Source organism: Microcella sp. (assembly GCF_033763155.1).
In the GTDB taxonomy this organism is placed as follows: Bacteria; Actinomycetota; Actinomycetes; order Actinomycetales; family Microbacteriaceae; genus Microcella.
Genome location: NZ_JANRKZ010000088.1, coordinates 1 through 16,207 on the forward strand (window position 1 = coordinate 1; position 16,207 = coordinate 16,207).

General features: G+C 64.8%; 15 protein-coding genes and 4 tRNA genes. 15 read left to right on the forward strand and 4 right to left on the reverse strand.

Annotated elements, in window-relative coordinates:
• On the reverse strand, window positions 1-457 hold a 457-nt coding region (locus SFU54_RS04055; RefSeq protein WP_319015041.1), incomplete at its 3' end, for a DUF3000 domain-containing protein.
• A 130-nt stretch (window positions 458-587) separates the two neighbouring features.
• Between SFU54_RS04055 and SFU54_RS04060 the strand changes: the two genes are divergently transcribed.
• Window positions 588-1,841 carry an alpha/beta hydrolase family protein gene (locus SFU54_RS04060; protein ID WP_319015028.1) on the forward strand — a complete coding sequence of 418 codons (1,254 nt, stop codon included), beginning with the start codon at window positions 588-590 and terminating at the stop codon, window positions 1,839-1,841.
• On the opposite strand, the gene SFU54_RS04065 is transcribed toward SFU54_RS04060, so the two are convergent.
• Window positions 1,765-2,481: a dihydrofolate reductase family protein gene (locus tag SFU54_RS04065; protein WP_319015029.1), complete on the reverse strand. Its 717-nt coding sequence runs from the start codon at window positions 2,479-2,481 to the stop codon at window positions 1,765-1,767. The two genes, SFU54_RS04060 and SFU54_RS04065, sit on opposite strands and share 77 nt — an antisense overlap.
• Complete coding sequence (locus SFU54_RS04070; protein ID WP_319015030.1) at window positions 2,478-2,912, reverse strand: SufE family protein; 435 nt, start codon at window positions 2,910-2,912, stop codon at window positions 2,478-2,480. Before SFU54_RS04070 ends, SFU54_RS04065 begins: the two co-directional genes overlap by 4 nt.
• A 135-nt stretch (window positions 2,913-3,047) precedes the next feature.
• On the opposite strand from SFU54_RS04070, the gene zapE reads away from it, so the two are divergent.
• The 3 genes from zapE (at window position 3,048) to SFU54_RS04085 (ending at window position 7,036) form a co-directional block, all read left to right on the forward strand.
• The gene (gene zapE, locus SFU54_RS04075) at window positions 3,048-4,067 is read left to right on the forward strand and encodes a cell division protein ZapE (protein ID WP_319015031.1); all 1,020 of its coding nucleotides are present in this window, start codon (window positions 3,048-3,050) and stop codon (window positions 4,065-4,067) included.
• A gap of 112 nt (window positions 4,068-4,179) precedes the next feature.
• A complete protein-coding gene (gene nhaA / locus SFU54_RS04080) occupies window positions 4,180-5,544 on the forward strand; it encodes a Na+/H+ antiporter NhaA (protein WP_413466562.1) in 1,365 nt (454 codons plus the stop codon).
• A gap of 193 nt (window positions 5,545-5,737) precedes the next feature.
• A complete protein-coding gene (locus SFU54_RS04085; RefSeq protein ID WP_319015033.1) occupies window positions 5,738-7,036 on the forward strand; it encodes an ammonium transporter in 1,299 nt (432 codons plus the stop codon).
• A 152-nt stretch (window positions 7,037-7,188) separates the two neighbouring features.
• Here SFU54_RS04085 and SFU54_RS04090 read toward each other — a convergent pair.
• Window positions 7,189-7,264: transfer RNA gene (locus tag SFU54_RS04090), tRNA-Val, on the reverse strand.
• A 137-nt stretch (window positions 7,265-7,401) separates the two neighbouring features.
• Here SFU54_RS04090 and SFU54_RS04095 point away from each other — a divergent pair.
• From SFU54_RS04095 to SFU54_RS04145, 11 genes are all read left to right on the forward strand, one after another.
• A tRNA-Gly gene (locus SFU54_RS04095) sits at window positions 7,402-7,473 on the forward strand.
• Window positions 7,474-7,510: 37 nt separating this feature from the next.
• Window positions 7,511-7,581 (forward strand) — tRNA-Cys (locus SFU54_RS04100).
• A gap of 31 nt (window positions 7,582-7,612) precedes the next feature.
• Window positions 7,613-7,687: transfer RNA gene (locus SFU54_RS04105), tRNA-Val, on the forward strand.
• Between the two features lie 171 nt (window positions 7,688-7,858).
• Window positions 7,859-9,739, forward strand: coding sequence for a glycosyltransferase family 2 protein (locus tag SFU54_RS04110; protein WP_319015034.1), 1,881 nt, complete (start codon window positions 7,859-7,861; stop codon window positions 9,737-9,739).
• Window positions 9,723-10,910, forward strand: coding sequence for a hypothetical protein (locus SFU54_RS04115; protein ID WP_319015035.1), 1,188 nt, complete (start codon window positions 9,723-9,725; stop codon window positions 10,908-10,910). Before SFU54_RS04110 ends, SFU54_RS04115 begins: the two co-directional genes overlap by 17 nt.
• Before the next feature lie 226 nt (window positions 10,911-11,136).
• Window positions 11,137-13,044 (forward strand): threonine--tRNA ligase, encoded by a 1,908-nt coding sequence (thrS, locus tag SFU54_RS04120; RefSeq protein ID WP_319015042.1) that lies wholly within the window; start codon window positions 11,137-11,139, stop codon window positions 13,042-13,044.
• A 13-nt stretch (window positions 13,045-13,057) separates the two neighbouring features.
• On the forward strand, window positions 13,058-13,636 hold the full coding sequence (locus tag SFU54_RS04125; protein ID WP_319015036.1) for an HIT domain-containing protein: 579 nt from the start codon (window positions 13,058-13,060) through the stop codon (window positions 13,634-13,636).
• Between the two features lie 76 nt (window positions 13,637-13,712).
• Window positions 13,713-14,615 (forward strand): pyridoxal 5'-phosphate synthase lyase subunit PdxS, encoded by a 903-nt coding sequence (pdxS, locus tag SFU54_RS04130; RefSeq protein WP_319015037.1) that lies wholly within the window; start codon window positions 13,713-13,715, stop codon window positions 14,613-14,615.
• The gene (pdxT, locus tag SFU54_RS04135; RefSeq protein WP_319015038.1) at window positions 14,605-15,207 is read left to right on the forward strand and encodes a pyridoxal 5'-phosphate synthase glutaminase subunit PdxT; all 603 of its coding nucleotides are present in this window, start codon (window positions 14,605-14,607) and stop codon (window positions 15,205-15,207) included. Before pdxS ends, pdxT begins: the two co-directional genes overlap by 11 nt.
• Window positions 15,208-15,232: 25 nt before the next feature.
• Window positions 15,233-15,844: a hypothetical protein gene (locus tag SFU54_RS04140; protein WP_319015039.1), complete on the forward strand. Its 612-nt coding sequence runs from the start codon at window positions 15,233-15,235 to the stop codon at window positions 15,842-15,844.
• 34 nt (window positions 15,845-15,878) lie between these two features.
• Window positions 15,879-16,207 (forward strand): YebC/PmpR family DNA-binding transcriptional regulator (locus SFU54_RS04145; RefSeq protein ID WP_319015040.1); only part of this gene is annotated, 329 nt, incomplete at its 3' end.

Below are 16,207 nucleotides of genomic sequence, written 5' to 3' on the forward strand. Positions count from 1 at the left end.
CCTCGACGTGAGCGGTGAGGTCGTTCTCCAGCGGAGTCCATGACGCGCGAAGCTCGATCTGCGCCCCGCTGCCCTGGCTCGCCAACTCGCCATAGCCGGTCGACAAGACTTTCGTGGCGGTACCACTTGCCGCGGTGTAGCGGGCACCTCGCGCGGCGAGTGCATCGACGAGCCACGACCAGGCGACGTCGGCCACAAAGGGATCGAGACCGATCTCGGTTTCGAGGGGAGCCTGTGCGTAGCAAATCACGCGCACGGTGCCGCCCCACCCTTCGGGCGCAGACGGGTCGAACAAGATGATGAGGCGACCGGTTCCCAGGTCGGAATCGTCGGCGTGACGCGCCGGATTCACGTCGGCCGCGAGCGCATAGGAGAAGGGCGCTATGCCGCTGGGAGCGGGAATCGTCGACACCTGAAGCTCATCACGCAGGGCAACGTGCTCAACCGAGGCCACGATGGCGTCGAAGACGGCCTGCGGCGTCGGCTCGTCGGCCGTGGCGTGAGACACGTGTGCAGGATAGGTGCACTTGCTAGGTTCGGTGCGTGAGACTCGCCGTGGTGACATCGTGCCCTGTTCGGGGCGTTTCGTGACGAGCGGTCGCCGCTGGGCCGCACGCGCGACTGCCCTCGCGGTCGTCGCGGCCGGGGCATCCCTTCTGGGCGCCGCCGCCGTCGCGGTGGCAGTTGCGCGCAATGTCGTCACGCCGCCTCGTCGCCGCACCTATGACATCGAGATTCTTGGGGTAGACCTCGCATCGCACACGGTGCTGCTGAGCCGCACGGCAGACACGGTCGTCAATGGGCGCTACAGCATGTGGTTCGACGGCGATCGCGGGCACGCACGGGTGGGCGAGGTGCTCGAGTCGGACGAGCGCTCGGTGTTGCGGCGGCTTGACAGCGTGCAACGGGGTGACCTGCAGCGGGCATCCCATGGGCGATGGGCCGGATGGTGGTTTCTCACGCCAGCCGACCTGAGCGTGCCGTTCTCTGACGTCGGCATCGAGACCCCGGTGGGAGTCGCCCCCGCGTGGCACATCCCGCCCGCCGCCGACAGCGACGACTGGATGATCGCGGTGCACGGTCGCGGCGTGACGCGCGCCGAAGGCTTGCGGGCTGTCGAGGTCTTTCGAGAGGCAGGCCATCACTGCCTGCTGATCAGCTATCGCAACGACGGCGACGCCCCCGCGAGCCACGACGGCCGCTATGCACTGGGTGATGAAGAGTGGCGCGATGTGCATGCGGCGATCACCTACGTCCGCGAGCACGGAGCACAGCGCATCGTGCTCATGGGGTGGTCGATGGGTGGCGCGACCGTCTTGCAGTGCATCACGCGTTCGCCGCTCGCAGCGCACGTCAACGGGGTTGTTCTCGAATCTCCCGTGGTCGACTGGATCTCGGTGCTGCGGTTTCAAGCCGCTGAAACCGGCCTGCCGCCGGCGGTGCGGGATGCGGCACTCGCGATGCTGTCGTCAGAGCGTGCGGCCCGCTGGGTCGGACTTGCTCAGCCCATCGACTTCGAGCGCCTTGACATCGTGGCGCGCGCGGCCGAGTTGAGCATCCCCATGTTGCTGCTGCACAGCGACGACGACGGGTATGTGCCGAGTGATGGCAGCGTGGCACTTGCCGCCGCTCGTCCCGATGTCGTGCGGATCGAGCGCTTCACGGTTGCGCGGCACACCAAACTCTGGAACTTCGACCCCGACCGATGGAACCGCGCGATTCGTGTGTGGCTTGACGAGCAGGGGCTTCGATCTCCGCACGGCACTAGCGCAACGACCACCGGCCGAACTGCGCGCCCGAGTCGTCCACGAGCAATTGGGTCACCGTCAGCGACCTCATGACTGCCGTCTCGTCGGCCAGAACCGGCACAGAGGATCCGCCGAGTCGCGGCATGACCGTCAGGCAGACCTCGTCAACGAGACCCGCGCGCATGAACTGCCCCGCCAGGGTCGGGCCCCCTTCGACGACAATGCCGGTGAACCCCTGACGACGCAGCTCGTGCACGATGACCGCGGGGTCGATGCGTGACGTGGGTGCCGAGTCGAGAACCCACACCGTCGCCGAGGGGGCGGTCGCGGCTGCCTGCTCGGCTCCCGCGGCCGTCGTGACAACGATGACGGGTGTCGTTCGATCGTCGTGATCATCGAGCCGGTGTCCGGCGAGGTCACCGCTGGCGGTCACGATCGCCAATGCCGCGCGACGTGGTCGGCCGAGGCCTTCGCGGCGAACCGTCTCGGCACCCACAACGACGACATCGGCGAGTTCGCGAATGGCCCCGAGAATCATGCGGTCGGCGCGCGACGTGAGCGACTCCGAGGTGCCGTCGGGCCCGGTGGCGTGACCGTCGAGTGTCGAGACAAGGTTGAGCCGAACGTACTCGGGGGAGTGCGGCGCGTACCACGCGAGCAGCGTTGAGCGGGTATCCGGAGCGTCGAGATCGAGCTCGCCGCCCGAGCCTGGAACGACGCGGCGCATGATCATGTGGCCATCTTCGCGCGAACCTGGCGTTTGACGCGCCACAGCATGCCCGACATGCCGTTCAGTCGCAGCGGGCTCACGGCGCCGCTGAGCCCCAGCATGAGCGCGAAGTCGTCGGGAACCGCGAGAACGTCGGCGGCGTCGAGGCCACTCAAACCGTGGGCAATGATCGAGGCGAATCCACGTGTCGTGGGCGCTTCCGCCGGGGCCGTCACGTGCACCTCAACGCGACCGGCGGGTGAAACGTCGGCGATGACGTACACAGGAGACTGGCACTCCTCGACGCGTTCAAGCAGTTCGGGATGCTCGCGATACGTGTCTGCCACCGCGGGCAACTCGTTCGAAAACTCGAGCAGCAGTTGCAGCCGGTCGGCCTCGCCGAACGAGAGAAAGTCGTCGCGAATCTCGGCGAGCGAGGCGGGAAGGTCGGTCACGCCATCAACGCTAGCGTCACGGCGTTCGTGCATCTGTGCCCCGGTAAACTAGAGACCACCGCCCACAACTCATGACCTGCACTCCGGTTGGGCGTCACGAGATTGCCCGTGAGTGCACCAAGCCTGAGAGCGAACATGACGGTGCACCCTGGCACGACTGCGGCGCGGCTGACCGATCGGCAGCCGGGCATGACCGCCGCCGAATTGGTCGGTCACCTCGTCCCGCCTCCTCAGTTCGCGAGCGCGAGTCTTGAGAATTACGTCCCCGACCCGCGATACCCCTCCCAGGCCGAGGCGGTCGAGGCCATGCGCGCGTTCGCGGGAGAGGCCGATGCGCCTGCGCGAGGCCTGTTTTCTCGCCGGTCGTCGGCACCCGTGGCTAAGCCAGGCATCTATCTCGACGGCGGCTTTGGCGTCGGCAAGACCCACTTGCTCGCCGCGCTCTGGCACCGCACGCGCGGCCGCACCTACTTCGGCACCTTCATCGAATACACCGCCATCGTGGGTGCTCTCGGATACCGCGAGGCCGTCGCCCATTTTCGCGGCGCGACCCTCATCGCGATTGACGAGTTCGAACTCGACGACCCGGGCGACACCATGGTGATGTCGCGGCTACTCGGCGAGCTTGTCGCGAGCGGCACGCGCATCGCGGCAACCTCGAACACTCCGCCGCACGCGCTGGGCGAAGGGCGGTTTGCCGCTCAAGACTTCTTGCGCGAGATCAACGCTCTCGCCGATCGCTTCACGACCGTGCGCATCGACGGCGAAGACTACCGAAAGCGCGACATCGAGGGCCACGCCGTCACGCTCACGAACGAAGAGTTCGCGGCTCGCATCGCGGCCGAGACCGGGGCGGTGACGGTCGACCGTTTTGCTGACGTGTTGGCGCATCTGGCCACCGTGCATCCAAGTCGCTATGTCGGACTCATTCGTGGCCTCGATGCCATCGGGCTTACCGACGTCGAGGTGCTGTCGAATCAGACGGTTGCCCTCCGGCTGGTCGCTCTCGTCGACCGGCTCTATGACGCTCAAGTGCGCATCCACGCCACGGGGGTGCCGCTCGATCAGGTGTTTCCCGACGACATGCTGAGTGGTGGATACCGCAAGAAGTATCTGCGAGCGACCTCCCGCATGATCGCGCTCACCACCGCGTAGACTCGACAGCGGAGCGCCGGGAAGTCTGGTCGGCCCGTTGAGAGAACTCGGCGGATCGCTGATTGCTGAGTCTGGGCTCGTCGAGCCGCAGATCATGACCCCGAAAGGCCTCATGACCGAGTCGCCGCAGCCTGTTTCGACCTCCGCTCCGCTGACCAGCGCGCAACGCCGCTATCGCGAGTCGTTGTGGATCGAACGCATCTTGCGCCGCGAAACCGTTGGCGGAATCTTGCTGCTCACGGCGACGGTTCTCGCGCTCATCATCGCGAACTCCGGCTGGGGTGAGGCCTACTTCGGGCTGCGTGACACCTACCTCACTATCGGGTTTGGCGACGCGAGCTGGAAGATTTCGGTCGGCCACATCGCGGCCGACGGCCTGCTTGCGATTTTCTTCTTTCTCGCGGGCCTCGAGCTGAAGCGCGAGTTCATTGCCGGCGAACTGCGTGACCCGCGTAAGGCCCTCGTGCCGGTGGTTGCTGCGGTGGGCGGCGTCACGCTTCCCGCGATCATCTACGTCGTGGTCACGCTCGACGCGGGTGCTGATGTGCAACGCGGGTGGGCCATCCCGGTCGCGACCGATATCGCGTTCGCTCTCGCCGTGCTCGCGGTGGTGGGCACGTCGTTGCCTCTCGCTCTGCGCACGTTCTTGTTGACGCTCGCGGTGGTCGACGACCTCATCGCGATCACGATCATCGCGTTTTTCTACACGACTGATCTCGCGCCGGCCTACCTCATCGCATCATTCGTGGGGCTCGCGGTTTATGCGGTCATCGCCCAGCGCTTCCAAGAGTTCTTCCGGGTTCGCGAGACGGCGGCGTGGTTCATCCTCATGCCGATTGGCCTGCTCGTGTGGTTTTTCATGTATGAGTCGGGTGTTCACGCGACGGTCGCGGGCGTACTGCTCGCGTTCGCGATTCCGGTGCGCGCCCGGGGCGGCGACGACGACGGACTCGGTACCCGCATGGGTCTCGCCGAATTGTTTGAGCACCGCTACCGCCCTTTGAGCGCGGGCGTCGCCGTTCCGGTGTTTGCCTTCTTCTCGGCGGGCGTCGCGGTGGGGGGCTGGAACGGACTGGTGGATGCCGTCACGAGCCCGGTCGCCATCGGCATCATGCTCGGCCTCGTGGTCGGAAAGACGGTCGGCATCACCGTGGCCACCTGGCTCATCACTCGACTGCCGGGCGTCTCGCTGCCGCGCGGCGTGCGCTGGATCGACCTCATCGGGCTTGCACTGCTCGCCGGCATGGGATTCACCGTCTCGCTCTTGATCAGCGAACTCAGCTTTGGGCTCGGAACGCCTCTCGATGATGTCGGCAAAGTGGGAATCTTGCTGGGCTCGCTGATTGCCGCCCTCTTGGCGGTTGCCCTGTTGGGCTCCCGCAACCGTCACTACAAGCGTCAGCTTGCTGACGAGCAGGTCGACGCTGACGGCGACGGCATTCCGGACGTCTACGGTGACGACAGGGTCAGCTCCTAGGCGATTCGAGCATCCACGAAACGCGATGTTTACCTGCGGGCTGCGGGTGTAACACCCGAGAAACATGGCGACACACCTGCCGAAACCTCCTCAGCCAACACTGGGCATGTGCCCGGACTCGCCGGGGGAGTCATGTCCCGAACCTGAGTCCTCGAGTCGGGCGGTCCCTTTGCCACCATAAGAGAGGTTTGACATGGATCAGGGCAATACTGCCTTCCTCCTCATCTGCGCAGCGCTCGTGCTGCTGATGACTCCCGGACTTGCGTTCTTCTACGGAGGACTCGTCAAGGCCAAGAGCGTCATCAGCATGATGATGCTGAGCTTCGGAGCTATTGGCCTCATCGGCGTTCTGTGGGTTGTGTATGGCTACGCCATCGCGTTCCCGACCATCGGGGGCACCGCGCCTTCGCCGTGGCTCTTTGACGCGAGCAACCTGTTCCTCGACGCGGCGGTGGCCGATGCGGCTGCTCCTGCCGCGGCATACCCCACGCTCGCTTTTGTCGCATTCCAGGCGACCTTCGCGATCATCACCGTGGCGCTCATCTCGGGTGCCATCGCTGACCGCGCGAAGTTCGGTTCGTGGATGATCTTCGCGGGTCTGTGGGCGACGCTCGTCTACTTCCCGGTTGCGAGCTGGGTCTTCAACTTCGGTCTGAACGTTGAGGGCACCGAGTCGTACGACCCCGAGGCGGGCATCTTCTCGTACGGCGGCTGGATCACGAACGGTCTTGAAGACTGGCTGGGCGCTGGCGCGATCGACTTCGCTGGTGGCACCGCGGTTCACATCAACGCTGGAGCCGCCGCTCTCGCTCTCGCTCTTGTTCTTGGCAAGCGCGTTGGCTTCGCCAAGGGCGCCCACGTGCCTCACAACCCGCCGTTCGTGCTCCTCGGCGCGGGTCTCCTGTGGTTCGGATGGTTCGGTTTCAACGCCGGCTCGGAGCTCGCTGCCGACGGCCTCGCTGCTGTTGCTTTCGTGAACACGATTGCGGCTCCTGCGGCTGCGCTTCTCGCATGGCTTATCGTGGAGAAGATCAAGGACGGCAAGCCGACCTCGATTGGTGCCGCGTCGGGTGCCGTTGCCGGTCTCGTTGCGATCACCCCCGCGTGCGCGAACCTGACCCCGGGCTGGGCGATCCTGCTGGGTCTTCTCGCTGGTGCGCTCTGCGCCCTCGCTGTCGACCTGAAGTTCAAGCTCGGCTTCGACGACTCGCTCGACGTTGTGGGCATCCACCTCGTCGGTGGTCTCATCGGAACCCTGTACCTGGGCTTCTTCGCGAACGGCGTTGGCCTCTTCACCGGTGGTGACGCCACGCAGCTGCTCGTTCAGGCGATCGCGGCCTTCGCGGTCATGATCTACTCGTTCGTCGTTGCCTTCATCATCGGCTTCGCGATCGAGAAGACCATCGGCTTCCGCGTGACCGAAGAAGACGAGATCGCGGGCATTGACCCGATCGTGCACGGCGAAGCGGGCTACGTTCTCGACGCCAAGTAAGCACACTGCTACACCTCCCGTTCGCGGGAACCGGGGCGCTACTTCCGACAGGGAGTAGCGCCCTTCGGCGTTTCGCGGCGCCGCAGAACGGCCTGATAGCCCGCACAACGGTTCGAATACGTCGAACGGCGGCCGAGTAAAGAGGGGTGAAATGGTGGGCGATACCAGACTCGAACTGATGACCTCTTCCGTGTGAAGGAAGCGCGCTACCAACTGCGCCAATCGCCCGTGCGCCCCTATCTTGCCACAAACCGGGGGGCGCTTCTGAACAGAGCGGGCCTCTATGACGCGGCATGGCGGGTCGGTTTGGCCCAGACCGAAATCGTGGGCTAGAGTCTCACTGCACCCGGTTACGGGAGCGAAATGCGGATGTGGCGCAGTGGTAGCGCATCACCTTGCCAAGGTGAGGGTCGCGAGTTCGAATCTCGTCATCCGCTCGAGTAATGGCCCTCTGTGAGGTGGGCTATTGCCCACGGTGGCGTGGCCGAGAGGCGAGGCAGCGGCCTGCAAAGCCGTGCACACGGGTTCGAATCCCGTCGCCACCTCACAGCACCACCGGTAGTACCCCATGCGAATGGGCGATTGGCGCAGCGGTAGCGCGCTTCCCTGACACGGAAGAGGTCACTGGTTCGATCCCAGTATCGCCCACCACCATTTCTCTCGAACCAGCGACCTCGCGAGCGCTGTAGCGCTCGCGCTGGTTCGATCCCAGTATCGCCCACCACCATTTCTCTCGAACCAGCGACCTCGCGACCGCTGTAGCAAAGACTTCACCCCGTATGGGGGAGAGAATCCTCAGCTTTTGTTGCCTAGGCTTGACGCATGGCTCTGGGGGGAGGGACATCGAAGCTCGGCGTGACCGACAGCGAAGCTTTTGCGCAGTTGTTGCTCGACGCCAAGCTCGTGACGCCCGAGAACCTCGCCTACGCGCGGCAGGTGAAGCACCGCACGGGCGCCCACATCGACCAGGTGCTCATCAGCCAGGGCTTGCTCGATTCCGAGACCCTGCTTCTTGCCGAGGCTCACTCGTGGGGCATTCATCCGATCGACCTGGCCGCGGTCACGTTTGATGACGAACTCGTGCGCCGGGTTTCGGGCCAGCGATACATTGCCGAGAACTGGTTGCCGCTGCGGCGCAATGCTGCCGGAACGATCATTGTTGCCACCGCCCGCGGTGTCGCCCCGGAGCGCGTTGAGCGCATCCGTTCACTGCTCGGTGGTGGCGAGCTGCAATTCGTCGCCACGACCTCGTGGGACATCAAGAACGCGTGCCTGCGGTTATTTCGTGCCGAGATTGCCGACGAGGCCGCTAATGAGCTGTGGCGTCAGAATCCCGCCATGTCGGCCCGCATCACGTTCAGCCGCGGGCAGAAGATCATCGGAGCGATCGCGGCCGCCGTGTTCGTGGTCGCGGCCATCGTTTGGCCCGTCGAGACGGCGATCGTCGCTCTCGCGACCATGAGCATCGTCTTCTTGGCGGGAACGAGCTTCAAGTTTCTCGTCGCGATGCGCGGGGCGCGCTATGACGTGGTTGAGCGCATCACGAAGGCTCAAGTGCATGCGCTTGACGACCGTGATCTGCCCCGCTACACCGTGCTCGTCCCGGTTTTCCGCGAAGCGAACATCGTGGGACAACTCATTCGCAACCTCGGCGGGCTTGACTACCCGACCGAGAAACTTGAGGTGCTCATCCTCATTGAGGAAGAAGATCACGAGACTCGGGATGCCGTTCTCACCTCGAATCCGCCCCCGCACTTCCGCATCGTCACGATTCCGAAAGGGCAGCCGCAGACCAAACCGCGCGCGTGCAATGTCGGACTGTTCTTCGCCACGGGGGACTTTCTCGTCATTTACGACGCGGAAGACACGCCCGATCCGGATCAGCTCAAGAAAGCGGTTGTCGCCTTCCGTCGGGGCGGCGATGAGACGGTGTGTGTGCAGGCCTCGTTGAACTACTTCAACGATCGCGAGAATGCCCTGACGCGCATGTTCACGCTCGAGTACAGCTACTGGTTCGACTACATGTTGGCGGGCCTTGATCTCGGTGACCTCCCGATTCCGCTGGGCGGAACCTCGAACCACTTCCGTACGTCAGCGCTGGTCGAGCTCGGCGGGTGGGACCCGTACAACGTCACGGAAGACGCTGACCTCGGCATTCGCGCGAGTGCTCTCGGCTATCGCGTGGGAGTTATCAACTCCACGACGATGGAAGAAGCGAACACTTCGATCCCCAACTTCATTCGGCAACGGTCGCGGTGGATCAAGGGCTATATGCAGACGACCCTCGTGCACGCTCGCCAGCCGCTCGCTCTTATCCGACAGATTGGCCTGAGGCGTTTTGTAAGCTTCGTGTTGCTGATCGCGGGCACACCAGCGACATTTCTCGGTGTCATCCCGTTCTATCTGGTGACCCTGTTCACGGTGTTCGTGCCGGTCGGGGCGCTCACGCAGCTGTTTCCGGTCTGGCTCTTGTGGCTCACCCTGCTGAACTTCGTCTTTGGCAACGTCATCATGATCTACCTGTCGATGATGGGCCCTTACAAGCGCGGAACCTTCCATCTGGTCTTGTGGGCCCTGTTGAACCCGGTCTACTGGTTGTTGCACTCGATTGCTGCTTATAAGGGCCTCTGGCAGTTGCTCACCAAGCCGCACTATTGGGAGAAGACCGAACACGGACTCACGACGCATGTCCAGCACGACTGATTCGGCACCGGAGCTGAAGCGCGATCGCCGCAATCGCGCAGCACCTCGCACTCGGCTCGACCACTTCCCTCGTGACCCGATCGCGCGATGGATGCTGCGCCTCGGCCTCGCGACACCGCTCGTGGTGCTCGCTCTGCTGTTAGACGCTGTTCCGCGCCCGACGACGTCACCGAACGCGCACCTCATGGATGACGTCGCTGCCATCGACTGGACGCGAGGCGATGCCGAGTGGCTGGCCCTGCTGTACCCACACATCTCGACGTTCATCGCGGCGAGTAATCCTTTTGGCCGCCTCGGCCTGAGCATCATGGGAGCGATCGCCGCCGGGTTCCTTCTGCAGAAAGTGGCCGAGATCATTGCTCAACGAGCGATACCGCGCTCGACCGGCGTGATCTTGATCTTCGCTCTCGCGGCGAACCCGTTGTTTGTCTACTTCGCCCTCGAGAATTTCCAGGGTTTTCTTGCCATCACGTTCTTGGGTCTTGCCCTGGCCGACGTCGTGCGGTTCGTGAACTGGGGCAACACAGAGTCCGGTTTCCGCGCGGGCATTCTGCTCATGCTCGCGGCATTGAGTGACCCGACCGGCATTCTCTACGCCCTCGTGGCCGTCGTGGCATCACCGTTCTTGCGTCACGGTCGCTCGTCAACGCGCGGGCTTCGTGCGGCGAACATGCTCGTTCTCGCCTTTCCGACGCTGGGCGCTTTCGCGACGATGATGTTTCTCAACGTGCTCTTTTTTGGAGTGCTCTGGCCAGTGAACGACGTCGCGCGCGTCGTGGGGGGCATTCCCGACGCACTGGGCGCGCTTTCCGACGGCGCGGGAACCGCCACGGGCTGGCTCCTGCTCGCCCCGGTCGCGAGCGCGTGGTTGGTGGCGGCGATCGTGCGGCGACCGGCGGCCATCCCGGTCTCGACGATTGTTGCCGTCATGCTCGCCGTGTCATTCGTGCTGGGGGCGTTCCACCCGGCAGCCGCGGGCATTGCCTTCACTCTGCTGACCTTGCTGGCCATCACGTTGATTCCTGCAGCGCGCACGCCGCTCACCAATGTGCTCGTCGACCTCGTGGCGATGCTCCAAATCGCGATCGCCTGGGCAGCCGCTCTCAATCGCGACGTCGTCGTGGTGTGGATGCAGTCGGTCGCCGATGCCATCGCGCTCGTCGTGAGTTAGCAGACGGCGCTGTGGTGCTCGCGGTCGCCCGAGCACTCAGAGCCCGCCAGTAGAGTTGGGCTGGTAACGGGCGCGAATCGCCCGTGTGTTTTCTCGAAACCCCCAAGGAGCACGCGTGACCGACGTCGCGGCAGACCAGCCCGCCCACCCGACTGCCCCGCTGGCCGTCGACGTGACGGAGGCCACCGACGGCTTCGGCATCTTCACCGATCGCTCGGTGGTGGCCATGCGAGTCGCTGGCGAGTTGCGTGACCTTGCGCACCGGCTCCAGCCCGGTGACGTTGCCGAGCCCGTGACGATTGACTCGCCCGACGGACTCGCGATCTTGCGGCACTCGGCTGCCCACGTGCTCGCGCAGGCTGTGCAGTCGATCAACCCTGAGGCGAAGCTCGGAATTGGCCCGCCCATCACCGATGGCTTCTACTACGACTTCGACGTGGCGACTCCGTTCACGACCGACGACCTCTCGGCGCTGAGCAAGGCGATGGACCGCATTATTCGGCAGGGCCAGCGTTTCGTGCGCCGTGTCGTGACCGACGACGAGGCCCGCGCCGAGCTCGCGGCTGAGCCCTACAAGCTCGAACTCATCGGGCTCAAGGGCTCGGCGGCCGATGGCGCCGACGGCGAGAGCGTTGAGGTCGGCGCCGGCGAGCTCACGATCTACGAGAACATCGACGGCAAGACGGGCGAGGTCTACTGGAAAGACCTGTGCCGCGGCCCGCACCTGCCCAACACGCGCATGATCGGCAATGGCTGGTCGCTCATGCGCGTGGCCGCCGCGTATTGGCGGGGGAGCGAGAAGAACCCTCAGCTGCAGCGCATCTACGGAACGGCATGGCCGTCGAAGGATGCCCTGCGCGAGCACCTCGGTCGCCTCGAAGAGGCCGCCAAACGCGACCACCGCAAGCTCGGCGTCGAGCTCGACCTCTTCAGCTTTCCTGACGAGATCGGATCGGGCCTCGCGGTCTTCCACCCCAAGGGCGGCATCATCCGCGCCGAGATCGAGAGCTACATGCGCGAGCGTTTGCTCGCCAACGGCTATGAACTCGTGTACTCGCCGCACATCACCAAGGGTCAGCTCTTCGAGACGAGTGGCCACTTGCAGTGGTACGAGGAGGGCATGTTTCCGGCGATGCACCTCGACGAAGAGCGTGACGCTGAGGGCACCATCACCAAGCAGGGGCAGGACTACTACCTCAAGCCCATGAACTGCCCGTTCCACAACCTGATCTTCCGGGCGCGTGGTCGCAGCTACCGTGAGTTGCCGCTGCGCTTGGCCGAGTTCGGCACGGTCTATCGCTACGAGAAGAGCGGCACGCTCTCGGGCCTCACGCGAGTGCGGGGCTTGACGCAAGATGACGCCCACATCTACGTCACGCCCGACCAAGTGCGCGACGAGGTCGCCCGACAGCTCGAGTTTGTGCTCGAGACCCTGCGCGGCTATGGCCTTGATGACTTCTACCTCGAGCTCTCAACGCGCAACCCCGAGAAGTCGGTGGGCAGCGACGAGCTGTGGGAACAGGCCACCGAGACCCTGCGTGAGGTCGCCGTCGACTCGGGCCTCGAACTCGTGCCCGACCCGGGCGGAGCCGCCTTCTACGGCCCGAAGATCTCGGTGCAGGCGCGCGACGCGATCGGTCGCACCTGGCAGCTCTCGACGGTGCAGCTCGACTTCAACCAGCCCGAGCGGTTTGACCTCGAATACACCGCGTCTGACGGAACCCGTCAGCAGCCGATCATGATCCACCGAGCGTTGCTCGGCTCGATTGAGCGGTTCTTTGCGATCTTGCTCGAGCACTACGCGGGGGCCTTCCCGGCGTGGCTCGCGCCCGAACAGGTCGTCGGCATCCCGGTCGCCGAAGACTACGCCGACTATCTCGAGGGCGTGATCGGCGAGTTGCGGGCAGCGGGCGTGCGCGCGCACGTCGACCACTCCGACGACCGTATGCAGAAGAAGATTCGCACTCACACGACGCACAAGGTTCCCTACTTGCTCATCGCAGGTGCGGACGATGTGGCGAACGGTGCCGTGAGCTTTAGGTTCCGCGACGGTACGCAGGTCAACGGGGTGCCCGTGGCTGAGGCGGTCGCGCGCATTACGGGCGCGATCGCGAGTCGTTCGGCTGAGCTGTAGCGAGCATCCGTTCATGATCGATCGAGACGAGGCGGCCGCCATCGACGGCGTGTCCGCAGAGCGCTCTGCCGATTTCGCGGCGGTTCCGGATGCTTTCCAGCGGCTCTGGACCCCCCACCGCCTCGTCTACATCGAGAACGGCCAGCAGCCCGACGACGACGCGTGCCCCTTCTGCCGAGCGCCTGAACTGGATGACGAGCAAGCCCTCATCGTCGCGCGCGGCACCCACGCCTATGTGCTCCTGAATCTCTACCCGTACAACAGTGGACATCTGCTCGTGTGTCCCTACCGCCATGTTGCGCTGTATGACGAGGCGACCGCAGAGGAAGTGGGCGAGATCGCAGCCCTGACCCAGACCGCGATGCGCGTGCTGACGGCGACCTCGGGGTGTCAGGGATTCAACATCGGAATGAACCAGGGGCGCATTGCCGGCGCTGGAATTGCGGCCCACTTGCACCAGCACATCGTGCCGCGCTGGGCGCTCGACTCGAACTTCTTTCCGATCGTGGCGGGCACCAAGGCCGTTCCTCGGCTCTTGGGAGAGGTGCGCGATGAAATCGCTCGCGCCTGGCCCTCAGGCTCGCCCCAGTAGACTGGCGCGCGCCGCCAAATCCCATGAAACTCTCGCGCGTTTGCGCGGGCACCGTGCCAGAAAGGGCCGATAGATCATGACCGAGACCACGACGACGAGCGTGCAGGGCACGAGCCGCGTCAAGCGCGGACTCGCCGAAATGCTCAAGGGTGGCGTCATCATGGACGTCATCAACGCCGAGCAGGCCCGCATCGCCGAAGACGCGGGAGCCGTCGCCGTCATGGCGCTCGAGCGTGTTCCGGCCGACATTCGTGCGCAGGGCGGCGTTGCTCGCATGAGTGACCCCGATCTCATCGACGACATCATCGCGAGCGTGTCTATTCCGGTCATGGCGAAGGCCCGCATCGGACACTTCGTCGAGGCGCAGGTATTGCAGTCGCTCGGTGTCGACTACATCGATGAGTCGGAGGTGCTGAGCCCCGCTGACTATGTCAACCACATCGACAAATGGCCCTTCACCGTTCCGTTCGTGTGCGGTGCCACCAACCTCGGTGAGGCCCTGCGTCGCATCACCGAGGGTGCGGCCATGATTCGCTCGAAGGGCGAGGCCGGCACGGGCGATGTTTCCGAAGCCACGAAGCACATTCGCACGATCCTCGGCGAGATTCGGGCTCTCTCGGCCAAGACCCCTGACGAGTGGTACGTCGCGGCGAAAGAGCTGCAGGCGCCCTACGAGCTCGTTGCCGAGGTCGCGCAGACTGGCAAGCTTCCCGTGGTGCTTTTCACCGCGGGTGGCGTGGCTACTCCTGCCGACGCCGCGCTCATGATGCAGCTCGGCGCTGACGGTGTGTTCGTCGGCTCGGGCATCTTCAAGTCGGGCAACCCGGCGGCCCGTGCGGCCGCCATCGTCAAGGCCACAGCCGGCTACAACGACCCGGCGATTATTGCCGAGGCCTCACGCGGTCTGGGCGAGGCCATGGTCGGCATCAACGTCGCCGACCTCCCTGCTCCGCACCGTCTTGCCGAGCGTGGCTGGTAATTCGCTTCCGCCCGTCGGAGTCTTTGCGCTGCAGGGCGACGTGCGCGAGCACGTCGCCGTGTTGCGTGAATTGGGCGCGGATGTGCGCGAGGTGCGTACTCCGGCGCAGCTCGACGAGGTTGCCGGGCTCGTGATTCCCGGGGGTGAGTCGAGCGTCATGGACAAGCTCAGCCGCTTGTTCGCATTGCAAGAACCGTTGCGGGCGCGCATTCGCGCCGGCATGCCGGTGTATGGCACGTGCGCTGGCCTGATCATGCTCGCTGACCGTGTGCACGATGGCATTGACGGGCAGCAGACGCTCGGCGGGCTCGATGTCGCGGTTCGACGCAACGCCTTCGGAAATCAGCTCGATTCGTTCGAGACGGAGCTGGAGGTACCCGTGCTCGGCGAACCCCCCGTGCACGCGGTGTTTATTCGGGCACCGGTCGTGGACGAGGTTGGTCCCGACGTTCAGGTGCTCGCTCGCCTCGACGACGGTCGCATCGTCGCGGTTGAGCACGGTCGACTGCTCGGCACGTCGTTTCACCCCGAGGTTTCGGGCGAGCGCCGATTCCACGAGCGCTTTCTCGGGCACGTCGCCGCGGCATCCTGATCGAAACTGCTGAGACCATGGAGGCATGAGCCTCTACTCGGACTACCCGGCAGCGCGCACTCGACAGATCATCGCCGATGTGATCGGTGTTGTCGCTGTCATCGTCGTGATCGCGATCGCCACAGCAGTCACGGCTGCTATTCGCACCCTGGGCAGCTTTGGGCGCGACCTCGAAGCCGCGGGGCTCGATTTTCAGAATGGGCTCAGCGGTGCGGCCGATGCTCTCGGCGACGTGCCCCTAATCGGTGACGGAATTCGTGCACCGTTCGATGCGGCCGCTGGTGCCGGTGCAGCTGTGGCCGAAGCCGGGCGCGGGCAACAGCAGTTCGTCGAGTTTGTCGCGGTGAGCGCCGGACTCACGGTTGCCATGATCCCTTTGCTGGTGCTGACTCTGCTGTGGGTGATGCCGCGGCTGCGGTTCGTGCGGCGCTCGAGCGCTCTACGACGGATGCTCGCGGGCGGCATGACGGCCGACACGCTCGCCGCACGCGCCGTGGCGCATGCGCCGCTCGAGAAGCTCGTTGCGGTGCATCCTGACCCTGCCGCCGCCTGGCGGTCGCACGATCCTTCGGTTCTGCGTGCGCTCGCGGCTCTCGAGCTGCGCCGCGCCGGAATTCGCCTCGACGCCCTGCCCTAAACTGTCACGGTCCGTCTGTCTCGCAAGGAGCCCCATGTCTGGCCATTCCAAGTGGGCAACGACCAAGCACAAGAAAGCCGTCATCGACGCGCGCCGTGCCAAGTCGTTCGCCAAGCTCATCAAGAACATCGAGGTCGCGGCCAAGATCGGTGGCGCCGACTTGAGCGGCAACCCGACGCTCGTCGACGCGGTGCAGAAGGCCAAGAAGACGTCGGTTCCGAACGACAACATCGAGCGTGCCATCAAGCGTGGTGCCGGACTCACGGGAGAGTCGATCGACAACCAGACGATCATGTACGAGGGCTATGGCCCGGGCGGACTCGCGCTGCTCATCGAGTGTTTGACCGACAACAAGAACCGCAG